General features: G+C 39.0%; 21 protein-coding genes and 1 riboswitch. Of the genes, 15 read left to right on the plus strand and 6 right to left on the minus strand.

Features of this window, described 5'->3' with window-relative positions; all coding sequences use genetic code 11:
- Positions 1-18: 18 nt before the first annotated feature.
- From LPB68_RS15850 to LPB68_RS15870, 5 genes are all read left to right on the plus strand, one after another.
- Positions 19-1,095 carry a sensor histidine kinase gene (locus LPB68_RS15850; protein ID WP_068659011.1) on the plus strand — a complete coding sequence of 359 codons (1,077 nt, stop codon included), beginning with the start codon at positions 19-21 and terminating at the stop codon, positions 1,093-1,095.
- Positions 1,073-1,723, plus strand: coding sequence for a response regulator transcription factor (locus LPB68_RS15855; RefSeq protein ID WP_068659013.1), 651 nt, complete (start codon positions 1,073-1,075; stop codon positions 1,721-1,723). The genes LPB68_RS15850 and LPB68_RS15855 overlap by 23 nt, the downstream gene beginning before the upstream one ends.
- A gap of 153 nt (positions 1,724-1,876) precedes the next feature.
- Entirely contained in the window at positions 1,877-2,629 is a 753-nt protein-coding gene (locus LPB68_RS15860) for a YwmB family TATA-box binding protein (protein ID WP_068659018.1), read from the plus strand.
- Between the two features lie 175 nt (positions 2,630-2,804).
- Entirely contained in the window at positions 2,805-4,355 is a 1,551-nt protein-coding gene (gene zwf / locus LPB68_RS15865) for a glucose-6-phosphate dehydrogenase (protein WP_068659020.1), read from the plus strand.
- A gap of 105 nt (positions 4,356-4,460) precedes the next feature.
- A complete protein-coding gene (locus LPB68_RS15870) occupies positions 4,461-6,044 on the plus strand; it encodes a peptide chain release factor 3 (RefSeq protein ID WP_068659100.1) in 1,584 nt (527 codons plus the stop codon).
- A 100-nt stretch (positions 6,045-6,144) separates the two neighbouring features.
- Here LPB68_RS15870 and LPB68_RS15875 read toward each other — a convergent pair whose 3' ends face one another.
- Positions 6,145-6,378 (minus strand): small acid-soluble spore protein SspI, encoded by a 234-nt coding sequence (locus tag LPB68_RS15875; protein WP_068659022.1) that lies wholly within the window; start codon positions 6,376-6,378, stop codon positions 6,145-6,147.
- 121 nt (positions 6,379-6,499) lie between these two features.
- Here LPB68_RS15875 and LPB68_RS15880 point away from each other — a divergent pair, with 121 nt between their 5' ends.
- The 4 genes from LPB68_RS15880 (at position 6,500) to yunB (ending at position 10,483) form a co-directional block, all read left to right on the plus strand.
- The gene (locus LPB68_RS15880) at positions 6,500-7,162 is read left to right on the plus strand and encodes a potassium channel family protein (RefSeq protein WP_068659025.1); all 663 of its coding nucleotides are present in this window, start codon (positions 6,500-6,502) and stop codon (positions 7,160-7,162) included.
- Between the two features lie 27 nt (positions 7,163-7,189).
- Complete coding sequence (locus LPB68_RS15885) at positions 7,190-7,981, plus strand: TrmH family RNA methyltransferase (RefSeq protein ID WP_068659028.1); 792 nt, start codon at positions 7,190-7,192, stop codon at positions 7,979-7,981.
- 46 nt (positions 7,982-8,027) lie between these two features.
- Positions 8,028-8,163, plus strand: a riboswitch (cyclic di-AMP (ydaO/yuaA leader).
- Positions 8,164-8,343: 180 nt separating this feature from the next.
- On the plus strand, positions 8,344-9,537 hold the full coding sequence (locus LPB68_RS15890; protein WP_068659030.1) for a KamA family radical SAM protein: 1,194 nt from the start codon (positions 8,344-8,346) through the stop codon (positions 9,535-9,537).
- Positions 9,538-9,688: 151 nt separating this feature from the next.
- Positions 9,689-10,483 (plus strand): sporulation protein YunB, encoded by a 795-nt coding sequence (gene yunB, locus LPB68_RS15895; protein WP_068659032.1) that lies wholly within the window; start codon positions 9,689-9,691, stop codon positions 10,481-10,483.
- Between the two features lie 20 nt (positions 10,484-10,503).
- Here yunB and LPB68_RS15900 read toward each other — a convergent pair whose 3' ends face one another.
- Entirely contained in the window at positions 10,504-11,580 is a 1,077-nt protein-coding gene (locus tag LPB68_RS15900) for a M23 family metallopeptidase (RefSeq protein ID WP_082865748.1), read from the minus strand.
- A 224-nt stretch (positions 11,581-11,804) separates the two neighbouring features.
- Between LPB68_RS15900 and lipA the strand changes: the two genes are divergently transcribed.
- Positions 11,805-12,683 carry a lipoyl synthase gene (gene lipA / locus LPB68_RS15905; protein ID WP_068659036.1) on the plus strand — a complete coding sequence of 293 codons (879 nt, stop codon included), beginning with the start codon at positions 11,805-11,807 and terminating at the stop codon, positions 12,681-12,683.
- 35 nt (positions 12,684-12,718) lie between these two features.
- Positions 12,719-13,078 carry a YutD family protein gene (locus LPB68_RS15910; protein ID WP_232510245.1) on the plus strand — a complete coding sequence of 120 codons (360 nt, stop codon included), beginning with the start codon at positions 12,719-12,721 and terminating at the stop codon, positions 13,076-13,078.
- Positions 13,079-13,115: 37 nt separating this feature from the next.
- On the opposite strand, the gene LPB68_RS15915 is transcribed toward LPB68_RS15910, so the two are convergent.
- Together LPB68_RS15915 and ylbJ are read right to left on the minus strand one after the other, a co-directional pair.
- Positions 13,116-13,919: an NAD kinase gene (locus tag LPB68_RS15915; protein ID WP_068659038.1), complete on the minus strand. Its 804-nt coding sequence runs from the start codon at positions 13,917-13,919 to the stop codon at positions 13,116-13,118.
- A gap of 70 nt (positions 13,920-13,989) precedes the next feature.
- A complete protein-coding gene (gene ylbJ / locus LPB68_RS15920) occupies positions 13,990-15,252 on the minus strand; it encodes a sporulation integral membrane protein YlbJ (protein ID WP_068659040.1) in 1,263 nt (420 codons plus the stop codon).
- A 506-nt stretch (positions 15,253-15,758) separates the two neighbouring features.
- On the opposite strand from ylbJ, the gene LPB68_RS15925 reads away from it, so the two are divergent.
- Both LPB68_RS15925 and LPB68_RS15930 read left to right on the plus strand, forming a co-directional pair.
- Positions 15,759-16,148, plus strand: a complete 390-nt coding sequence (locus LPB68_RS15925) for a globin domain-containing protein (protein ID WP_068659042.1) — start codon at positions 15,759-15,761, stop codon at positions 16,146-16,148.
- Positions 16,149-16,184: 36 nt separating this feature from the next.
- Positions 16,185-16,886 carry a DUF2225 domain-containing protein gene (locus tag LPB68_RS15930; RefSeq protein WP_099458697.1) on the plus strand — a complete coding sequence of 234 codons (702 nt, stop codon included), beginning with the start codon at positions 16,185-16,187 and terminating at the stop codon, positions 16,884-16,886.
- Positions 16,887-16,977: 91 nt separating this feature from the next.
- On the opposite strand, the gene LPB68_RS23450 is transcribed toward LPB68_RS15930, so the two are convergent.
- On the minus strand, positions 16,978-17,208 hold the full coding sequence (locus LPB68_RS23450; protein WP_068659046.1) for a hypothetical protein: 231 nt from the start codon (positions 17,206-17,208) through the stop codon (positions 16,978-16,980).
- Positions 17,205-17,372, minus strand: a complete 168-nt coding sequence (locus tag LPB68_RS15940) for a YycC family protein (protein ID WP_071193212.1) — start codon at positions 17,370-17,372, stop codon at positions 17,205-17,207. The genes LPB68_RS23450 and LPB68_RS15940 overlap by 4 nt, the downstream gene beginning before the upstream one ends.
- Before the next feature lie 110 nt (positions 17,373-17,482).
- Between LPB68_RS15940 and LPB68_RS15945 the strand changes: the two genes are divergently transcribed.
- Positions 17,483-19,282 (plus strand): M3 family oligoendopeptidase, encoded by a 1,800-nt coding sequence (locus tag LPB68_RS15945; RefSeq protein ID WP_068659048.1) that lies wholly within the window; start codon positions 17,483-17,485, stop codon positions 19,280-19,282.
- A 274-nt stretch (positions 19,283-19,556) separates the two neighbouring features.
- Positions 19,557-19,964, plus strand: coding sequence for an O-methyltransferase (locus tag LPB68_RS15950; protein WP_068659051.1), 408 nt, complete (start codon positions 19,557-19,559; stop codon positions 19,962-19,964).
- Positions 19,965-20,128: the final 164 nt, after the last annotated feature.

The following is a 20,128-nucleotide window of genomic DNA, read 5'->3' on the forward strand; positions in this document are numbered from 1 at the left end:
GATAGGAGGGGTAACCTAGTGAAACCCAAGAAACCTGTCAACATGTTATCAAGAAGTATGGGCGAAGGAGCCCTTCTTTCTTTTGTCCTACTTCTTATCATATTATATTTGCTGTATACATATGGTTATTTAGCTGCATTTGATACTTGGGATATCGGAATAAAAACAGTAGCTACGTTAATTCTTGTTCCTATTGGACTGGGCGCAATAATAGGGTTCTATCAAAGCTACCGAATGAAGCGTAAATTAGATCTCATGCGGGTAACATTACTTTCCTGGGAAAAGGGGAGTGTCGCTCGTTCTATGCCTTCTCTCGGAGAAGACGAAGTAGGACGCCTAGCAGAGCAACTCGGACGTATTAGTAAGAAGTGGGAGGATCAAGTCACTTCACTGCAAAAGCTATCTACTCATAATGCACAATTAGCAGAACAAGCTAGAGTCTCAGCAATAGTAGAAGAGCGACAACGGCTAGCACGGGAATTACACGATGCTGTGTCACAACAATTGTTTGCAATTTCTATGACCGCAACGGCCGTTGGTAGAACGTTGGATAAGGATTTCGAAAAAGCAAAGCGGCAGGTTACTTTAATTGAAGAAATGTCTGCGGTTGCTCAATCAGAGATGCGAGCATTATTACTTCACTTGCGACCTGTATACTTAGAAGGAAAACCTTTAGAACAAGGTCTGATAGAATTAGTTAATGAGTTTAAGGTAAAGGTTCCAATGGAGATTGACTTTGAAATGGATAAAGGAATTCATTTAATGAAAGGCATTGAGAACCATTTATTTCGAATTATACAAGAGGCCATGTCGAATACACTTCGTCATTCAAAGGCGAATAAAATGGAAATTCGTATTCATCAGAAACAGGATACCGTAAAGCTTGTCATTCGTGATGATGGCGTTGGTTTTGAATTAGATGATAAGAAGCAGGTATCTTATGGTTTGTCTAATATGAAAGAACGTGTAACAGAGATCGGTGGTTCGATTCAATTTATGACAGCGGTGAATAAAGGAACACGAATTGAAATTACAATACCTATAGTTCATGAAGATACGGGGGAAGAGACTCATGGAGAACGAACAACTGATTAAAGTACTGCTGGTGGACGATCATGAGATGGTGAGAATTGGTCTAGCAGCCGTATTAGGAACAGAAGAAGGTATTGAAGTAGTAGGAGAAGCAGGTAGTGGAGAAGAAGGAATCAGACTAGCTAGGGAGTATAAACCAGATGTGGTATTGATGGATCTTGTCATGGAAGGAATGGATGGAATTGAGACGACTCGTGAATTATTGAAGTTATTCCCTGATTGCAAAGTGATCGTCTTAACGAGTTACTTAGATGATGAGAAAATGTATCCCGTTATCGAAGCTGGTGCATTTAGTTACTTGCTAAAGACCTCAAGAGCCAATGAGATTGCTGAAGCGATCCGGGCAGCAGCCCGTGGCCAATCAGTATTAGAGTCCCAAGTAGCATCCAAAATGATGAATCGGATACGCCACCCTCAGAATGAACCAGCTGCTCATAAAGAACTAACCGAGAGAGAGATGGAAGTACTGCGATTGATGGCTAAGGGGAATTCGAACCAAGAAATTGCGGACGAACTAATCATAGGTATCAAAACAGTTAAATTTCATGTAACGAACATTTTGTCTAAATTAAATGTTGATGATCGGACACAGGCTGCAATTTATGCCTATAAGAATGGACTGACAGAGTAAGACTTAATATATAATGAATTCAGAGAACCCATGAGCCTTGGTAGACTAGGTTCAGGGGTTCTTGTTCGTTCATCAGGTATAAAAGAAGAATAAAAGGGTTATTCTATCTAATAGATTCATAGATTTGGAATCGATAGATAGGAGTTGATAGTGATGATTAATAAAATTGGAATCAATAAAATCATTTTGTTGGTATTATGTATTTCTGTCATGCTTATTGGTGTTGGAATGAATACATTCAAAGATCAGCAAGGAAATCATGAGGACAATCGACTTGAAGATTTAATTCAATGGGGACATGAATTGGTAGATTCACCCCTCACAATTGTCGTTAAATGGCAAGGGGAATGGAGAACTAATGGAAAGAAGAGCCCTATAGAAGCGGCACAGGAGTTGGCTTCGAATATCAGGGTCTCTATGCCAGAGCTTGTATCCAATACAGAATACATAACCTACAGATCAAATACTGATATTGAAGGTATTAATGTTATATTTAACTGGCAAGTGATCACAGAAGATAGGGGTTACATGATGGTGACATTAGAATGCTCTGATTCTACGAATGAGAAATCGCTCATAAGTTTACATGAAAAGATAAAAACGCATTTATCGAATCTAGATGTTGAATGGAATGCTTCAGTTCAGGGAAGTGTAGATGGGGAACTGTCAACTGAGGAAATAATGAAAGAGGTAGAAGCACAGTTACATCGTAATATAGATTTTAATAAAGTCGAAAGTTACAAAGATGATATGACCATTAGTCATTCGTATCGTGCTCCAACACTTGGATTTAATCTTGTTAGTGGAGAAAATTATATTGATTTTCAAACTGCGGTCCATCGGGATGAGATGTTAGGTATAAATCGCATAACAATAGGATTTCCAGTGATCACAATTGAATTTTGAATCCATTATTCTTAAAGTAAAATTAATCTCAGTAAATTCATAAGGAATAAGATGGCATCCTAACTAACAATATGTTAAAATAGCATCACATCATTTTACCCGTTTTAATACAAAGGTGTAAGTGATATAATGCATAAAATATACTAAATAAATTACATAGAAAGAATGAGGAGCCATGGCTGAGAACTTTAATCTTGAAGAATTGCAGAACCCTAGTGCAGTATTTTTCCTTTTTGGAGCAACCGGAGATTTAGCAAGAAGAAAGCTATTCCCTGCAATTTATAGTTTATATCGTGAAGGTAAATTGAAAGAAGATTTCGCAGTGATTGGTGTGGCCCGTCGTTCGCGTTCACAAGAAGAATTCAGAGAAGATGTTTATCAATCTATTCGGGAATTTTGCCGCTATAAAACAGAGGATAATGAAGAATGGCGAGTGTTTGCTCAACATTTCGAATATAAATCTTTGGATATCAACGATGTAAACGGATTCCGTGAATTAAAAGAACAAACTGAAAAAATAGAAGAACGATATAATATTCCTGGTAATCGCATGTTTTATTTAGCATTGGCACCAGAATTATTCGGAAATGTATCTTTCAATCTAGAAAAAGGTGGCATGCTGGAAGGACCAGGATGGAATCGCCTTGTCATTGAGAAACCTTTCGGATATGATTTGAAATCAGCTGAAAAGCTAAATGAACAAATCCGCCAGGTATTTGAAGAAGAAGAAATTTATCGAATCGATCATTATTTGGGTAAAGAAATGGTACAGAATATCGAGGTTATCCGTTTCTCGAACGCTTTCTTCGAACCGTTATGGAATAACATGCACATCGCTAACATACAAATCACATTAAGTGAAACTGTGGGTGTTGAAGAGCGTGGAGGCTATTATGATCATGCAGGAGCTTTGAAGGATATGGGACAAAACCATATGCTCCAAACGTTAGCTATGATTGCTATGGAGCCACCAAGTCGCTTGTTGCCCGAGGATATACGTGATGAGAAGGTGAAGGTACTACGTTCACTTCGACCATATAAGACGAATGATGAAGTAGAGGAAAATGTGATTCGTGGACAATATATCAAAGGAAGTGCCCGTGGACAAGATTTACCTGCATATCGCGATGAAGACAAGGTAGATCCAAATTCAAATACGGAGACATACTTCGCTACTCGTCTATTTGTAGATAACTTCCGTTGGGCTGGGGTTCCATTCTATATTAGAACTGGGAAGAGACTTCCAGTGAAAACAACAGAAATCGTAGTAGAATTCCGTAGTATGCCAACGAATGTGTATTTAGGTCAGAAACATAAACTTGAACCAAACCTATTGGTTATTCGTGTTAATCCTATGGAAGGGATTTATGTTAAGATCAATGCGAAGAAGCCGGGGTCTGAGAACGATATTCAACCGGTTGCAATGGATTTCTGCCAAAGTTGTATGGTTGGTATTAATTCTCCAGAAGCATATGAACGTCTATTACATGATGCTGCACGAGGTGAATCGACTTATTTCACACGTTGGGATGAAGTGGCATCCGCTTGGTCATTTGTTGATCATATAGCTAAGGCTTGGGCAGATGAACCAAGTAAATTATCGACTTATCCAGCAGGTTCTTGGGGACCTAAAGAAGCAGATGAGCTACTTGCAAAGGATGGGTTCCATTGGTGGCCTGTTAATGGTCAAGATGAAGATAATGTAGTATGGCAAAAGTATAATTAATTGTCTGTAAAATTTTCATCCTCATGCAGGGTTGCATGAGGATGATTTGCATGGAAAATGTGGTACAATAATAGACATGACTTTAGAGATGAAGGGAAATGTGAAATGAACGAAGCAATAGATGCAACTTTGCAGAAGGAAGTGGATAAACGCAGAACTTTTGCGATTATTTCCCATCCGGATGCTGGTAAAACAACTTTAACAGAGAAATTACTACTGTTCGGTGGTGCGATTCGTCTAGCGGGTACCGTAAAAGCCCGTAAAGCGAGTAAGCACGCGACAAGTGACTGGATGGAGATTGAGAAGCAACGTGGAATCTCGGTAACATCTTCTGTTATGCAATTTGATTATAATGGACATCGAATTAACATTTTGGATACACCTGGTCACCAAGATTTTAGCGAGGACACCTATCGAACTTTAACCGCTGCCGATAGCGCAGTGATGTTAATTGACGTAGCTAAGGGTGTGGAGCAACAGACTGTTAAACTATTTCAAGTATGCGCACAAAGAGGTATTCCAATCTTCACGTTCATTAATAAGTTAGATCGAGAAGGTCGTAGTCCATTTGAACTTATGGAAGAGTTAGAACAAGTTCTTGGAATTCGTTCGGTTCCTATGAACTGGCCGATTGGTACAGGTCGTGATTTATGTGGAGTGTATGATCGCATGAAGAATCAAGTTGAACTATTTCAAGGAGACGATCATTCCGTCATTAAAGTTCAGAAGGTGGATGGCTACCGTGATCCTATCATTCGCGAGATGGCTGGGGAGTACTTGCATGATCAGCTTTGTCAGGATTTAGAACTACTTGATGTAGCGGGTGATCCATTTGATCTTGAAAAGGTGAATAGTGGTGAATTGACACCTTTATTCTTTGGTAGTGCGATTAATAACTTTGGAGTACAGACATTCCTAGAAAATTTCTTACAGTTGGCTCCTAAGCCAGAGCCACGCCGAAGTAGTGGGGGGCTAGTACAACCTACTAATGAGAAATTCTCGGGATATGTATTTAAAATTCAGGCAAATATGAATCCTGCTCATCGAGATAGAATCGCTTTCTTACGAATCGTCTCGGGGACATTTCGCCGTGGTATGTCAGTTAAACATATCCGTGTAGGTAAAGAAATTAAGTTGTCTCAGCCACAACAGTTTCTTGCTCAGGATCGTGACATCGTCGAGGAAGCATATCCTGGAGATATTATAGGATTATTTGATCCGGGTATATTCCGAATTGGTGACTCTATAAGTCAAGACAGTGATATGGTGTTTGAAGAACTTCCAACATTCTCTCCTGAAATATTTGCTAAGGTTACAGTTAAGAGTGCACTTAAACATAAGCAATACCAGAAAGGAATCGACCAATTAACAGAAGAAGGTACGATTCAAGTTTTCAAAACTGTGAGTTTTGATGATACGATTCTTGGAGTTGTTGGTCAGCTTCAATTCGAAGTGTTTGAATATCGAATGAAGGGTGAATATGGTGTAGATGTACAACTTCAACGAATGCAGTATCAATTCGCAAGATGGATTATTGACGAGAATCTCGATGCTAGTAAATTCCGCATAAATTCGACTCTTGTACAAGATAAAAAGGGAAACTATGTTGTGCTATTTGAAAATGAATATGCCATGCGGACGGCTATGGAAAAGAATCCAACCGCTAAGTTTCTAGAAATTGCACCTTAAGAGATATACTAAAATCCCCCTAACTTTAATTAAGGTTAGGGGGATTTTAGTAATCATTTGTTGTCCATTGTGATCATGTTCATTTCATGAGCGAGCAGTTTCATGATAATGAGACAGGTGTAACAGATTTAAGATGATCTTGTGCAACTTGAATGAGGTCATCCTGTTGCGTGGGGTCAATATTCTTCCAGATCATTTCGAAAATCGCTCCAAGTCCTGGTAATGCCGCTTCGGGGCCATCTACAGAACCTTCAATCATTTGACGTAGTTCAGCATCGTTCTTGTTGTGAACTTTGTGAATAATTGCTTGTCTCAGGTCAAGTACTATCGGCATATTATCTCCTCCACTTAATTGAAGTCATCGTTAATATACCCTTGATATCTCGATGAAATACAAGTTTGAAGATCAATATGCTATAATCATTGAATATCATTGAACATTCGGAGGTCTTGCAATGGCAAAAAAACAGTACGCCATCATTGGTATGGGGAGATTTGGTTCTAGTGTCGCAACGGCACTAACTGATATGGGATTTGATGTTCTAGCCATTGATTCTAATGAACAGCGTATTCAAGAAATATCGAATATTGTCACCCATGCGGTGTCCGCTAATTCAACAGATGAAGATGCATTACGCGCTCTTGGGATCCGTAATTTTGAAGTTGTGGTTGTTGCTATTGGCCAAGATATACAATCCAGTATTCTCACTACACTCATCTTGAAGGACTTAGGGATACCTACATTAATTGTGAAGGCTCAGAATGAACTTCATGGGAAAGTGTTACAAAAGATTGGTGCAGACAAAGTTATATTCCCTGAACGAGATATGGGACTTCGTGTCGCTCATCATTTGACTTCACCCAATATTCTAGATTATATCGAGTTATCGGATGATTATAGTATTGTTGAAATGAAAGTATCAGATGTTATGATCGGTAAGAATTTGAAGGAATTAGATGTTCGTGCTCGATTCGGTTGTAATGTTATGGCTATTAAGACAGGCGCTAAGATGAATATCTCACCAAATGCGAATCAACCGTTAGACAAAGAAGATGTACTTGTTATTTTAGGACAAAAAGATGATTTGATTAAATTAGAATTGGCATTTTCCGAATAAATAGGTATAGGATAAGGATGGTATAAGATGGACATTACATCCCTAAGCAATACACGAGTTAAAGAATGGGCACAATTGCTGGAAAAGAAGCATCGAGATCGTAATAACAAATTTGTTGTAGAAGGCGTCCATTTAGTACTGGAAGCATTGCAGTCTGGAGCCAATATAGAGTGTATTGCTTACGATATGGATAAGGGTATACCTAGCGAATTGAAACAAGTGAGTTCTAATGATGCCGAATGGATTGGTGTATCTTCTGCGATCATTGGAAAATGCACAGATACTGTAACACCTCAACCGGTATTTGCGGTTGTTCGTAAACAGTCTGTAGATCTAGAACAGTTACTTTCCATCAAGAATAGCTTAGTGATGGTTCTTGATAACGTACAAGATCCTGGGAATGTAGGTACGATTATTCGCAGCGCAGACGCGGCTGGAGCGGATGGTGTTATTCTGGGTCATGGTTGTGCAGATCTGTACAATCCTAAGACTATTCGGTCAACGATGGGGTCATTTTTTCATTTGCCTGTAGTTGAGGGGCAGTTATTAGAAATATTACCTCAAGCTAAACAAAGTGGGGCTAGACTAGTGAGTACGAGTCTGCAAGCCGAGTATACATGTTATGAATATGATTTCTCTGCAACCACGTGGCTACTTGTAGGTAATGAGGCGCAGGGTGTGTCAGAGCCTGTTAAGAAGTTGGTGGATGATTCCTTGATAATTCCTATGAGGGGACAAGCGGAGTCACTTAACGTAGGTATGGCATCCTCTGTGTTGATGTTCGAGGTTATGAGACAACGACATTACCGCAGTAAATAGGATAGACTGTTATCCATTAATTGACTAATAGGTATTATTTATGTAATATAAAGTTACGCTTAATTTTCAGCATATGCTGAGAAGCGGGGGAACCATTTTTTTGGGGCGAATCAATTCATATTGTAGGGAACCATCTTTCCCGAGCCCGACAGCTAACCTCGTCAGTAGTAGATGGGTCAAATTCTCTATTAACATTTTTACTAATGACCCGTTATCGGGTCTTTTTGCGTCTTTATGACCCGATATCCAACCGAGGTGAAGTTTTTTTCACTATTCGAGTTGGGGATGGGTCATTTTTATTTTTAAAAGGAAAAGGAGGGACAAATGTAACGACCACCAATCTATTTTCTAGGAGGAGTCATATGCCGCAACCGAAATATATCACCGATATTAATAAAATCATGGAAATCCCGGAACATGACCGTCAGATACTCAAACAGATAACGGAGAAATTCGTATTTCGTGTAAATGATTATTACTTGAAGCTAGTGAATTGGGAGGACCCAAATGATCCAATCCGGAAATTAGTCATTCCGAATGAAGGAGAATTGTTAGAGTATGGCCGCTGGGATGCTTCCGATGAAGATACCAACTACGTTGTTCCAGGATGTCAGCATAAATATAGAACGACGGCTTTATTAATTGTATCTGAGGTATGTGGTGCTTATTGTCGGTATTGCTTCCGGAAGCGGTTATTCCGTAATGATGTGAAAGAGGCTATGTCCGATGTGAGCCCTGGAATCGAGTACATTGCGAAACATCCTGAGATTAATAATGTACTGTTGACGGGAGGAGATAGCTTAATCCTTGCAACGGCAAAGCTAGAAATAATATTAGATCAATTACGTGAGATTGAGCATGTCAAAATTATTCGATTAGGTTCCAAAATCCCTGTATTTAATCCAATGCGGATTTATGAGGATGAGAGATTGTTAGAACTTATAAAGAAGCATTCGACTACTGATAAACGTATCTATGTCATGGCCCATATAAATCATCCGCGTGAAATAACGCCTGAAGCAAAACGGGGGTTTGAGGCGTTACATCAAGCAGGAGCGGTTATTGTGAACCAAACTCCTATTTTACGTGGCATTAATGACAATTCTGATGTACTTGCGGAACTTCTTGACCAATTATCTTGGGCCGGTGTTACACCCTATTATTTCTTTATTAATCGCCCAGTTGCAGGCAACCTTGATTTCGTTCTACCTTTAGAGGAAGTTTATCATCTTGTAGAAGAAGCTAAGGCGAAGACTTCAGGATTGGGTAAACGAATTCGCCTTTCTATGAGCCATACTTCTGGAAAAATTGAGATTCTAGCTATTGAAAATGGAAAGGCTTATTTAAAATATCATCAATCTAGAGATGATGAGTATGGGAAGTTCATGATTCTAGATTGTCCGAGGGAAGCTACATGGTTTGATGATTTACCGGGGAATGAGAAGTACTGGGAAAAGCCAGAGAAGAAATCCGATCAAGTTGTTTCGGTTAATGAAATGCCTGAAATGCCACAAAGAATTGAACGTTCGAAATTGGTTAAAGTGAAAGTGCACTAGGAATAGTTTTCATATGAAAAGACTGGTGTCTCCAAGGGTTATCCGTGGAATGCCAGTCTTTTTGGTGATTCACGGAGAAATGTTCTACTTTTTTACATAATTACTTCATATGCTTGTATTGAGAATGATTGCAGGCAATAGGAGGTTAATCATGAGAAGAAAGGTGAGGTGGAGTAGCCAACGTAGCAGTAAACCTAAAAGTAGGATGAGACTTTGGCTTGTAGGAGTACTTATTTTTTTAATTGTATTAACTCAGGGATTTGCTTATGTTGATCGTAATTTAAAACCTCCAATTATGCATTTAGCTAAGATCAGAGTGAAGCAAATTGCAACTGAAGCAATAAATGAGGCGATAACTTCACAAGTTACAAAAGGGCAGGATTTCGAGCAGTTAGTGAATTGGAAGATGGATTCAGAAGGCAAAGTATCTGGGTTCATGCTAAATTACGCAGAACATATGAGAATAACATCAAATACCTTTAAAGTTGTTCAAGATACATTAAACAATGTCGATCAATTATCAGAACATATTCCTGTTGGGATGGCACTTGGAAGTCCTATATTAGCTTCATTTGGGCCTGCAGTTCCAGTAAGAATTGAACCGCAAGGGGCAGCAAAGGTTGAGTTATCCACAAGACAACGTGATGCTGGAATCAACATGATGTTGGTGGAAGTCTACATCCATGTTAGTGTTGACGTTGCTGTAGTCATTCCTTTTGATATGGAACATGAAGTGGTAGATACGGAAATACCCATATCCTATTTACTGGTGGTGGGAGACGTACCTATGTATTATTACAACTCGAAAGGTCAAGCTGTTGGAGGAAATGGCGAAGACGCTCCGAATATTTCAATTCCAATGGCTGAAGATAATACCACGGGAGAAACAGGAGAAAAGGATGCTACGACGGACGCTCTTGAGCAATCAGACTTAGAACAACCATAAAAAGAAGGATACCACTAATATTAAGTGGTACCTTTCTTGACTTGCTTACGTGATTTTCGTTCATCTTGTTCCCAGCGGTGGAGGAGTGGATAAGGATCAAATGACCATTCGATAAGTCCACTATCGCGATAGATCCCATAATGTAGATGTGGAGGGAATTTACCTTGTGTTCCTGGTTTTCCGTAACCTGAACTGCCTACATAACCAATCACTTGTCCAGCCGTGACTATATCACCAGGTTGCAACCCTTTTTCATAACCCATGAGATGGGCATAGTAGTGATAATGATTGTTAATATCCCGAATTCCAACTCGCCATCCTCCGAATGAATTCCAACCCTTCAGTTCTATGACGCCATAGCTAGTGCTTCGGACTGGAACACCATGATGTGCAAAGAGATCTGTTCCTTCATGAATACGAAATCCACCCCAGTTACGACCACTACCCCAGGTGCTGCGATATGAATAATGACTGTTTAGTGGAAGGGGAAAGGCATGATGTGTTAACTCAGGAATACTGAATTGCTCGTATAATTTAGCGAATTGTTGGATTCGTTGAACAGCTCGGCTATTATGATAGTATTCCCATAAAGCAATGCTGAAATCATTCTGGGATTGACCATATTGAAGTAAGTAGCTAGCCATGCTATACAGCAAATCCATATCATTATTCATATCAGCAAGTTGATCACCAGATCCATCTCTTCCTAATCCACCAAATATCGAGATCGATATGGGATTATTATCGAATTGATCTGGATTGAGTGCCCCAGCCCAAGCGGGTGAGGACATATATATCCCACTAACTCTAAAAGGATGTGCTCGGTCTTTGGGGTGAGCGATAGTTAAAGTTCGTTCATATTGATCAATCGCGGCAATACGATACCAAGGAATTTGTGTTACGGCACTTATTTTCTCATAGAGAATTTTTCGTGCAGAATTGACATCCATATTTTGTGGTAATATGCTCTTTTTAGATATCTCTGGGGTCTCATACGCATACGCGGATGACCCGCAATACAAAGTTAGGATGGTAGCAACTGAGATACTAATCCATCTGTATAATTGGATATTTTTGTGTGAGCGTAGCGAAAACATCAGTGTACCTCCTTAATTTATCAAAACGACTTCACATCATTACGTTCGAAACAATAGCAGTAGATATCCTTAGGGTGAATCAATAAGAGTTATTTTATCCAAACTTTTATTGAATTTTGAAAATGAGGTATTTGACTAAATTAAGTGATATACTAAGTTATCATAGACTAACATCCAGAAACTAATTGACGAGCATTTCATCCTTTAGGAAAGGTCGATACTACATGTCCCGAAGTACCACTAAGGAACCGAAACCAGATTGGATACGAATCAAATTAACAACTGGAGATAACTATCAGGAAATAAAGAGTATGATGCGCTCCAAGACTCTGCATACCGTGTGCGAAGAAGCGCGTTGTCCGAATATCTATGAATGTTGGGCTAATCGTACCGCAACATTTATGATATTAGGGGATGTTTGCACGCGTGCTTGTCGGTTTTGTGCCGTTAATACAGGTATGCCGACGGAATTAGATTTAGATGAGCCGGAACGTGTGGCAGATGCTGCTGAAAGTATGAATTTGCAACACTGTGTCATTACAAGTGTAGCGCGTGATGACTTGCAAGATGGAGGAGCGTCTATTTTTGCAGCAAGTATACATGCAGTTCGTAAACGGCTACCTCTCTGCAGTGTGGAGGTATTAATTCCAGATTTCCTCGGAAACCCGGATGCCTTGAAGATTGTGATGGATGCGAAACCAGATATACTGAATCACAATATTGAGACAGTAGAACGTTTATCCGATCGTGTACGTGCCAAAGCAAAATATCGCCGATCTATGGAACTATTGAAGAATGCAAAGGTATTACAGCCAAATATTCCAACGAAGTCAAGCATGATGCTTGGTCTTGGGGAAGAATGGGATGAAATTTTGCAATCTATGGACGATTTGCGAGAAGTCGATTGTAATATTCTGACACTAGGACAATACTTACAACCTTCATCGAAGCACTTGGATGTGGTGAAATATATCCCACCTGAGGATTTTGCGAAATTGAAAGAGGAAGGATTGAAAAGGGGCTTTAGTCATGTTGAATCAGCCCCACTTGTTCGGAGCTCTTATCATGCGCATGAACAAGTGAAATCAGCTTCTCAACATTAAAGATGTGTGGTTACTCATCAGGAAAGGCAGGGGAAATGGGTTTGATACTTGCAGGTGGTAAGAATTATGAAATTTTGAAAGATCATAAAGATGGTTGGAACCCAGAAGCCTTCCGTGATCGGTATAGTGATGTGCTGGAAAGATATGATTATATTATTGGTGATTGGGGATATAACCAATTACGCTTGAAGGGATTTTATCGTGATGGTCATCCTAAGGCAACGAAGGAATCTACCTTTTCTAGCATAGTGGATTATATTAATGAATATTGTAATTTTGGATGTGCATATTTTGTGCTCGAGAAGAGTCGAGAATCACAACCAAAGGAACAAAAAGAACACAAGGTACAAAAGGAACAGAAGGAACATAAGGAAGAAGAAAAAAGCAGCACTTAACAGAAGTGCTGCTTTTTTGTGTATGGATAAGTATTGTTTAACGTAGGAAAGCTGATTTTACACGATCCCAAAAAGGATAAGGACGATATCTAGCAAAACTGATTTTTTGTTCTGAAACTTTGCAGCTAACTGATATTAAATCATCGACGGGTAGAACAATATGATCAATCGTAATTAACAAACGCTGGTCTTGATTGGGGTAAATATTACATTCATGGTGTTTGGGAAGTAAGAGCGGTGCGCCCATCGTGCGGTAAACGCGATTATTTATGGAAGCTATCTCGGCAATTTGTATGGCCTCTATAGATGGATGAACCATAGCACCTCCAAGACTTTTGTTGTAGGCGGTGCTTCCGGAAGGAGTCGAGACACAAATACCATCACCCCTGAACATTTCAAAGCTAGCCTGATTGATATCAATTTGAGCTACAAGCGTCCCATATACACCTTTAAGTGTGAACTCATTCAGTGCTACGTGAGTCGTAGTTCCTGATTTCTTATGAATAGTTAGCTCTAAGAGAGGATATTTGACGATTCGAGCTGTGTTCTCAGCAGATATGAAATCATGACTCATAAGTTCAATTAATTGAGCTAGTTCGTCTGATTTCCAGTCAGAGTAAAATCCTAAATGACCTGTATGTACACCTACAAATGCAATATTAGGAATGTGATTAACGAACGTATGAAAGGCATGCAACATGGTGCCGTCACCACCTATAGATATGACAATTTCAGGTGATACTGCATCGATTACAAAATGGCGCTGTGCCGCAAGTTGGTGGAATTGCTCTGCTAATTCAGCAGACAATTGATCCCCACGGTCCAGAACATAGTATCTCAAGGGTGATAAGCTCCTTTGTTATATGTTTAATATATCGATCATAATCAATAACTGGACAGAACACAATGGTTCATTTATCAAATAATCGCCGACAACGTGACCACAATAACTTAATGTTCCAGCAAATCATTGCAAAGATGATCATAGCTAAGAGAATTATGAAATTAATGCCAATGAGATTTATATATCCTTCAGGCGAATAAATGAAGGGTTGTGGTCGAGTTGATAACTCAGTAAGGAAGATCGTACTATGTGCCTCAATCCCTCCAGCTAGTGGTTCCCAAAGTAATTTAACAATGCACGCAGCGATAATTCCATGAGCTAAACGAGCGACTAGAAAAGGCCAGTAACGGATATTAGTGGAATGAAGTATACTCGCAATCTGTGCATGAACAGATAGTCCACCCCAAGAGAGAATAAAGGCAGCTGCAGCAACTTTAAATGACAATGGAATGTAAGTAATAGGTTGGCCAGCGAAACGTGCGCCTAAGGTCACCTCAAAGGTTCCTCCAACTAAGGATTGAGAAAGTGCAGGGGGCATGTTCACAATCGAAAGAGACTTTTCAATGACCAGATATAACCACTTCATAATGCCAGCTTGAGTAAGAAGTTCTAGAAATACTGAAAAAAACACAACAAGTCCACCAACAACGACCATAAGCTGTAAAGATGACAGTATAGCTTGTCGGAATAATTCACCTATATTTCTGCCATCATTTATTCTTGCAGCATGCATAGCTCTAAATGCTTCTATCAGACGGTTTCTGTGAAGCTTAGAAGGTACTGAAGAAGTTAATACTGATTCTTGGACGGTAGGTTCACCGTGAAACCGCATAAGGATACCTACGAGAAAACCTCCACCATAATGAGCGATTGCTAGGATCGGAACAATAAGTGGATTATGAAAAAAACCAATGGAGACTGCACCAATTAAAAATATAGGATCGGAGGATGTTGTAAAAGCGACCAGACGTTCACCTTCATCACGGTTGATCATCTTTTGTTCCCATAATTGAGCGGTTAATTTAGCACCAATCGGGTAGCCAGATACATAACCCATGGCTGCAACGAATCCACCACTTCCAGGTATACGAAAGATAGGTCTCATTAAAGGATCAAGAAGTGTTCCGATCAGATGAACGATACCAAAACCAAGTAAAACTTCTGATATGATGAAAAAAGGAAAGAGTGAGGGAAATAGCACATCCCACCAAATAACCATTCCTCGCAAGGCAGCTTCTAAATACGCATTGGGAAAAATAAACATAAGGATACTTAGTGCTAACAACCCGAAAATAAAAAGTGGAGCTCCAAAGTAGGATTTAATACTCAACAATTGCGCCTCCTGACCTATAGAGAACAATTCCTTCTGTAATACCTAATTTTATGACATATGTAGGACAAACATTACCAATAATCTATAGTAAGCGGTTACATAGCCCGTGTAATATTTGTATTTCTGTGTTAAAATGATTATATTGACGCTTATATTTTATAGGAATATATGATTTGGATGGAGTGATGAGATCATGGGAGTTGTTGCCGGTATTATCGTCTGTGCTTTCGTGTATGTCATTCGAGCCTCATTAAACCGTTCAGGTGAAGAGGATTGGAGAAGTTATTAACTTAACACAAGGGGCTAAACAGAAAGACGTTTAGCGCCTTTATTTATTTAAATATAAGAAAGTACAAGTTTTACGCTATACTTTATGTCTTATATTTCTCGCTTAAACACTTACCGTCCTTATAAGGACACCGAAGGCGTTTATGCTTGTTTGGTATACTTTGTTATACTATAATTTAGTGAAGTGTTTATGAATTGAAAGTAGGTGATTTCAAATGAATTCTAATCAAAGCATTTATGATAATCTCGGAGGCGAACAAGCCTTACGCGCATTAGTTGAATCTTTTTATCCGAAGGTACAGAAAGATCCATTGCTTAGTCCTTTATTTCCAGCGGATATTAACCCTGTTAAAGAGAAACAATATATGTTTTTGAGTCAATTTTTCGGAGGGCCTTCTCTATATTCAGATCAATTCGGACATCCCATGATGCGAGCTCGACATCTACCTTTTCCAATAACAGAACAACATGGTGTAGCTTGGCTCAAATGTATGGGCGAAGCTCTTTCTGATATTGGCGTGGAAGAATCCTTAAAAGATTTTGTGTTACATCGGCTTTCTGGTCCTGCACATCATTTCGTGAATACTCCTGAATCAGACAAATAGTTTTGCATTGAACATAATTGAAGGGAAGTCAGAATATTGAGCACTCTAGAACCCCTATACTCCATCAAGATTAATTGCTTACACTGTGAACAGGATTTTCAATCATCACGAGTACGTACTAGTTTTAAGAAATCGGTCCGTAATGATGCGGATTTTTGCTCTTATTATAAGGAAGAGAATCCTGATTATTATGTGGTGAGGGTATGCCCTAAATGTGGATATGCATCCACTGAGAATTCGGCTACGAGGTTAACTGATAACCAGAGAAAAGAGATAACGACGAAGGTAAGTGCACGTTGGGTTGAGCGAGATTTCAATGGTCATAGAGATTGGGATAACGCGCTTGAGACATATAAGTTAGCATTGGTATGTGCACAGATCATTGGAGATTCAGAGAGGCTTATTGCGAGTATTCTCCATCATATAGCATGGTTATATCGTTATAAGGGGGATATAGAACAAGAGCAACGGTTTTTGAGGTTCTGTTTAGATTCTTACATCTTAGTGTATGAGCATGAAGGTATTGGAGCTAATAATGCTCGATTGTTATATTTAATTGGGGAACTTAACCGTAGAGTGGGTGATTTCAACCAAGCTGTATTGTGGTTCTCACGAGTAATTAATGATAAGAAAATTATGGATGCTTCTATGATTCGTGCTTCAAGAGAACAATGGGCCGTATTAAGAGAACAGATGATAGCCAAAAAAGTTGATTTGCCAGATGAGATGAAGCAATAGGAATTGAATTAAATATGCGCTTAGAAGTTATAGATGTCGGGAAGGTTAGGCCCACGCCATAATCTCTAAGCGCTATTTCTTCTATTGATAGTTAACGTAATGGTTGATCACATAATAAGTAGTCTCTATCGGTATCTATGATGTTAATCTTATTATTGCAGCAGGGGAAGACAAGAAGTTTTTTCTTTCCCTCATGGATCACTTGAAGTTCCTTTGGTTTCATAGGCAGAAGAACATTATCCATTGCACAAAAAGGACAGTTAGGTACATAAACATCACCCATGATAATGTCATATGGCCAAGTATTTTGGAAAGGGATCACGATGGATCCTTCTCATCTGTCGACTTTGGAGCATCTTCTTTGCTGAGTTCAGCAATTTTTTGTAATAATATATGTTGAGGCATATGCATTAGATGCTCAATAGGGACACCTAGTTTCTTCGATAGAGTGATGGCTGTCTCTGGTGATATTTGTAATGGTCTCATGGTACGATCCCTCCGATATTAGAATGACTTAGTACAATCGTATATTATAGTTATACCGCTATTGAAAGTCCAATTCAAATATAAAATAGAGTTGAGAGGGGATATATGTTATGAAGTCTAATTTATCATTAACTTGGGATTTGGAGTCGATCTTTCCGGGTGGATCATCATCACAAGAATTAAATGACTTTTTAAGCAAATTAGAAAAGGATATTGCAGCTGTTCAGCAAATAATACAGGATGCCATTGCTCCTGTTGATATTCAAGCAACTAAGGTTTTTGATGGATTTATTGCATCCTATGCAAGTTGTGTAGAACGTGTCTCTGAAGCTAGTTCCTTCGTCTCCTGTCTTGGAGCTCAGGACCAGCATGATAAGAAAGCCATTCAATTATCCGGTAAAGTGACGAATTTACAGGCGCAGCTCATGAGTGTTAGTGCCGAGTTCGAGCATTTACTTCGTAATACAGAGGATGAAGTTTGGGATCAGTGGATGGAACGTGAAGAGTTAGTTGAACTATCATTTGTTCTTAATGAGAGCCGTGAACAGGCCCGTGAGAAGTTAAACCCTGAGCTTGAAAGTCTTGCACTTGATTTAGCTGTAGATGGATATCATGGATGGGGGGGATTCTACGATACAATTGTAAGTCATGTACAGATTCCATTCGATGAAGATGGTACAACTAAAATGTTATCTGCAGGGCAAGCAGCGAATAAACTTCATGATCCTCGTCTAGATATAAGAGAGTCGATGTTCGACAAATGGGAAGAAGCGTGGACAAAATCAGAGGATTACTGTGCAGATACATTAAATCATTTGGCAGGTTTCCGTCTGAAATTATATGATCGTCGGGGTTGGAATAGTATTCTGCAAGAACCCTTATCGATAAATCGAATGTCACAACAAACATTAAATGCCATGTGGAATGTTATCATTGATAATAAGTCGGTATTTGTTGAGTACTTAGAGAGAAAAGCTAAAATTCTTGGTGTTGAGAAGTTGAGTTGGGTAGATGTTGAAGCACCAATTGGTAATATATCAGGGAAAATAACCTATCAAGAAGCTGCGGAGGATATTGTGAAGCAATTCCGCAAGTTCAGTCCTAAATTGGCTGAATTCTCTGAGTTGGCCTTCGATCAAGGTTGGATAGAAGCGGAAGATCGCCCTGGTAAACGTCCAGGTGGATTCTGTACTGCACTTTCTGTTAGTAAAGAAACTAGAATATTCATGACTTTTGGAGGTACAGCATCCAATGTTTCGACGCTAGCTCATGAACTTGGTCACGGTTACCACCAGCATCTAATGAATGATTTGCATGTACTGAATCAGAATTATGCTATGAATGTTGCGGAGACTGCTTCTACATTTGCTGAGATGATTGTAGCAGATGCTTTGGTTAAGGCGGCGACAGATCCACAGGAGAAACTTGCCTTACTTGAAGAGAAAATCCAGAATAGTATAGCTTTCTTTATGAATATTCATGCTCGGTTCTTATTCGAAACGCGGTTCTATGATCTTCGTAAGAACGGTCTTGTTAGTGCACAAGAGTTAAGTACACTTATGGAAGAAGCACAACAAGAAGCCTTTTGTGGTGCATTATCGTCGTATCACCCACATTTCTGGGCTGCAAAACTTCATTTTTATATTACAGATGTACCATTTTACAATTTCCCTTACACATTCGGATATATGTTTAGTACAGGTCTATATGTTCGAGCACAACAGGAGGGTGCATCTTTCGCCGATAAATATGATCTTTTGTTACAAGATACCGGTATGATGACTGTAGAAGAATTAGCATCCAAGCATTTAGCTGTTGATTTGACTGGCCCAGAATTTTGGCAAAGTGCTATCGACTTGTGTATTTCAGATGTAAAGGAATTTATGGAGATGACTGAACATTTGGCTTGATTTCCTCCACATTAGTAAAATCAAGTTGGGTTTTATTGTAGAAAAAAGACGAAGATTCCCGCAAGGGGATCTTTTTTTCGCGAATTGTTCCATTAATCATATTGTCGTTTTATGATGGATTTTAGCATAATATATCATAATTAATTGTAAATCACAGCATTAATTAGGGATATATACCCAATTTTGTTTGAATATGTTGATAGATGTTATTTTAGCATTTATAATGAGTCATAAGCCCTATAATATGGGCGAAAAAAAAGGGAGAAGGGATTTAATGATCAAGATTGATCAATTATCGTTAGCAAGACAAATGGATATTGTATTTAAAGAACTAGAACAGGAATTAGCTGGTTTAAATTCTGGCACTTTGTTTATGCAAATTCGCAATAATGTTGTTGGGAAGTTTGGAATTCGGCAAAATCCGATTGCTGGGCGTAATGGTAGCTTTCCTTCTTCCGAAGAAGGTCTTAATGCTGTACATCAACTATCTTTTAGGAACATGGCCATTGAAAGTCTGAAGTACAAATATCATTGGACTCATGGTGAGATTAGTTATGACTTCACGATACGCCAAGGCATACTTATGGTAGATGCAATCCTAGAATCTAATTACAACATGGCAAACCTAATGATTCGTTATTCACGTAATACATATCAAAATGCTTCATCGGACTTATTATAATTCGTATAAAATACAATTTTATCAAAAATGTAATTGGATTTAAAAAAGAACAGAGTGGACCCTAACGAACCAATAGCTAGGGATCCAAACTGTTCTTTTTTATTTTTAATTGACTCAATTTCATAATCGCCTATATCTAAACAGGTTTGCGTAATTATGAAATT

This window comes from Paenibacillus crassostreae (assembly GCF_001857945.1).
Lineage (GTDB): Bacteria > Bacillota > Bacilli > Paenibacillales > Paenibacillaceae > Paenibacillus_AQ > Paenibacillus_AQ crassostreae.

Excerpts from the sequence above, each read along its gene's own strand:
- LPB68_RS15855 (WP_068659013.1), top strand. The coding sequence starts at position 1,073 with ATGGAGAACGAACAACTGATTAAAGTACTGCTGGTGGACGATCATGAG.
- LPB68_RS15860 (WP_068659018.1), top strand. The coding sequence starts at position 1,877 with ATGATTAATAAAATTGGAATCAATAAAATCATTTTGTTGGTATTATGT.
- zwf (WP_068659020.1), top strand. The coding sequence starts at position 2,805 with ATGGCTGAGAACTTTAATCTTGAAGAATTGCAGAACCCTAGTGCAGTA.
- LPB68_RS15870 (WP_068659100.1), top strand. The coding sequence starts at position 4,461 with ATGAACGAAGCAATAGATGCAACTTTGCAGAAGGAAGTGGATAAACGC.
- LPB68_RS15875 (WP_068659022.1), bottom strand. The coding sequence starts at position 6,378 with ATGCCGATAGTACTTGACCTGAGACAAGCAATTATTCACAAAGTTCAC.
- LPB68_RS15880 (WP_068659025.1), top strand. The coding sequence starts at position 6,500 with ATGGCAAAAAAACAGTACGCCATCATTGGTATGGGGAGATTTGGTTCT.
- LPB68_RS15885 (WP_068659028.1), top strand. The coding sequence starts at position 7,190 with ATGGACATTACATCCCTAAGCAATACACGAGTTAAAGAATGGGCACAA.
- LPB68_RS15890 (WP_068659030.1), top strand. The coding sequence starts at position 8,344 with ATGCCGCAACCGAAATATATCACCGATATTAATAAAATCATGGAAATC.
- yunB (WP_068659032.1), top strand. The coding sequence starts at position 9,689 with ATGAGAAGAAAGGTGAGGTGGAGTAGCCAACGTAGCAGTAAACCTAAA.
- LPB68_RS15900 (WP_082865748.1), bottom strand. The coding sequence starts at position 11,580 with ATGTTTTCGCTACGCTCACACAAAAATATCCAATTATACAGATGGATT.
- lipA (WP_068659036.1), top strand. The coding sequence starts at position 11,805 with ATGTCCCGAAGTACCACTAAGGAACCGAAACCAGATTGGATACGAATC.
- LPB68_RS15910 (WP_232510245.1), top strand. The coding sequence starts at position 12,719 with ATGGGTTTGATACTTGCAGGTGGTAAGAATTATGAAATTTTGAAAGAT.
- LPB68_RS15925 (WP_068659042.1), top strand. The coding sequence starts at position 15,759 with ATGAATTCTAATCAAAGCATTTATGATAATCTCGGAGGCGAACAAGCC.
- LPB68_RS15940 (WP_071193212.1), bottom strand. The coding sequence starts at position 17,372 with ATGAGACCATTACAAATATCACCAGAGACAGCCATCACTCTATCGAAG.
- LPB68_RS15945 (WP_068659048.1), top strand. The coding sequence starts at position 17,483 with ATGAAGTCTAATTTATCATTAACTTGGGATTTGGAGTCGATCTTTCCG.
- LPB68_RS15950 (WP_068659051.1), top strand. The coding sequence starts at position 19,557 with ATGATCAAGATTGATCAATTATCGTTAGCAAGACAAATGGATATTGTA.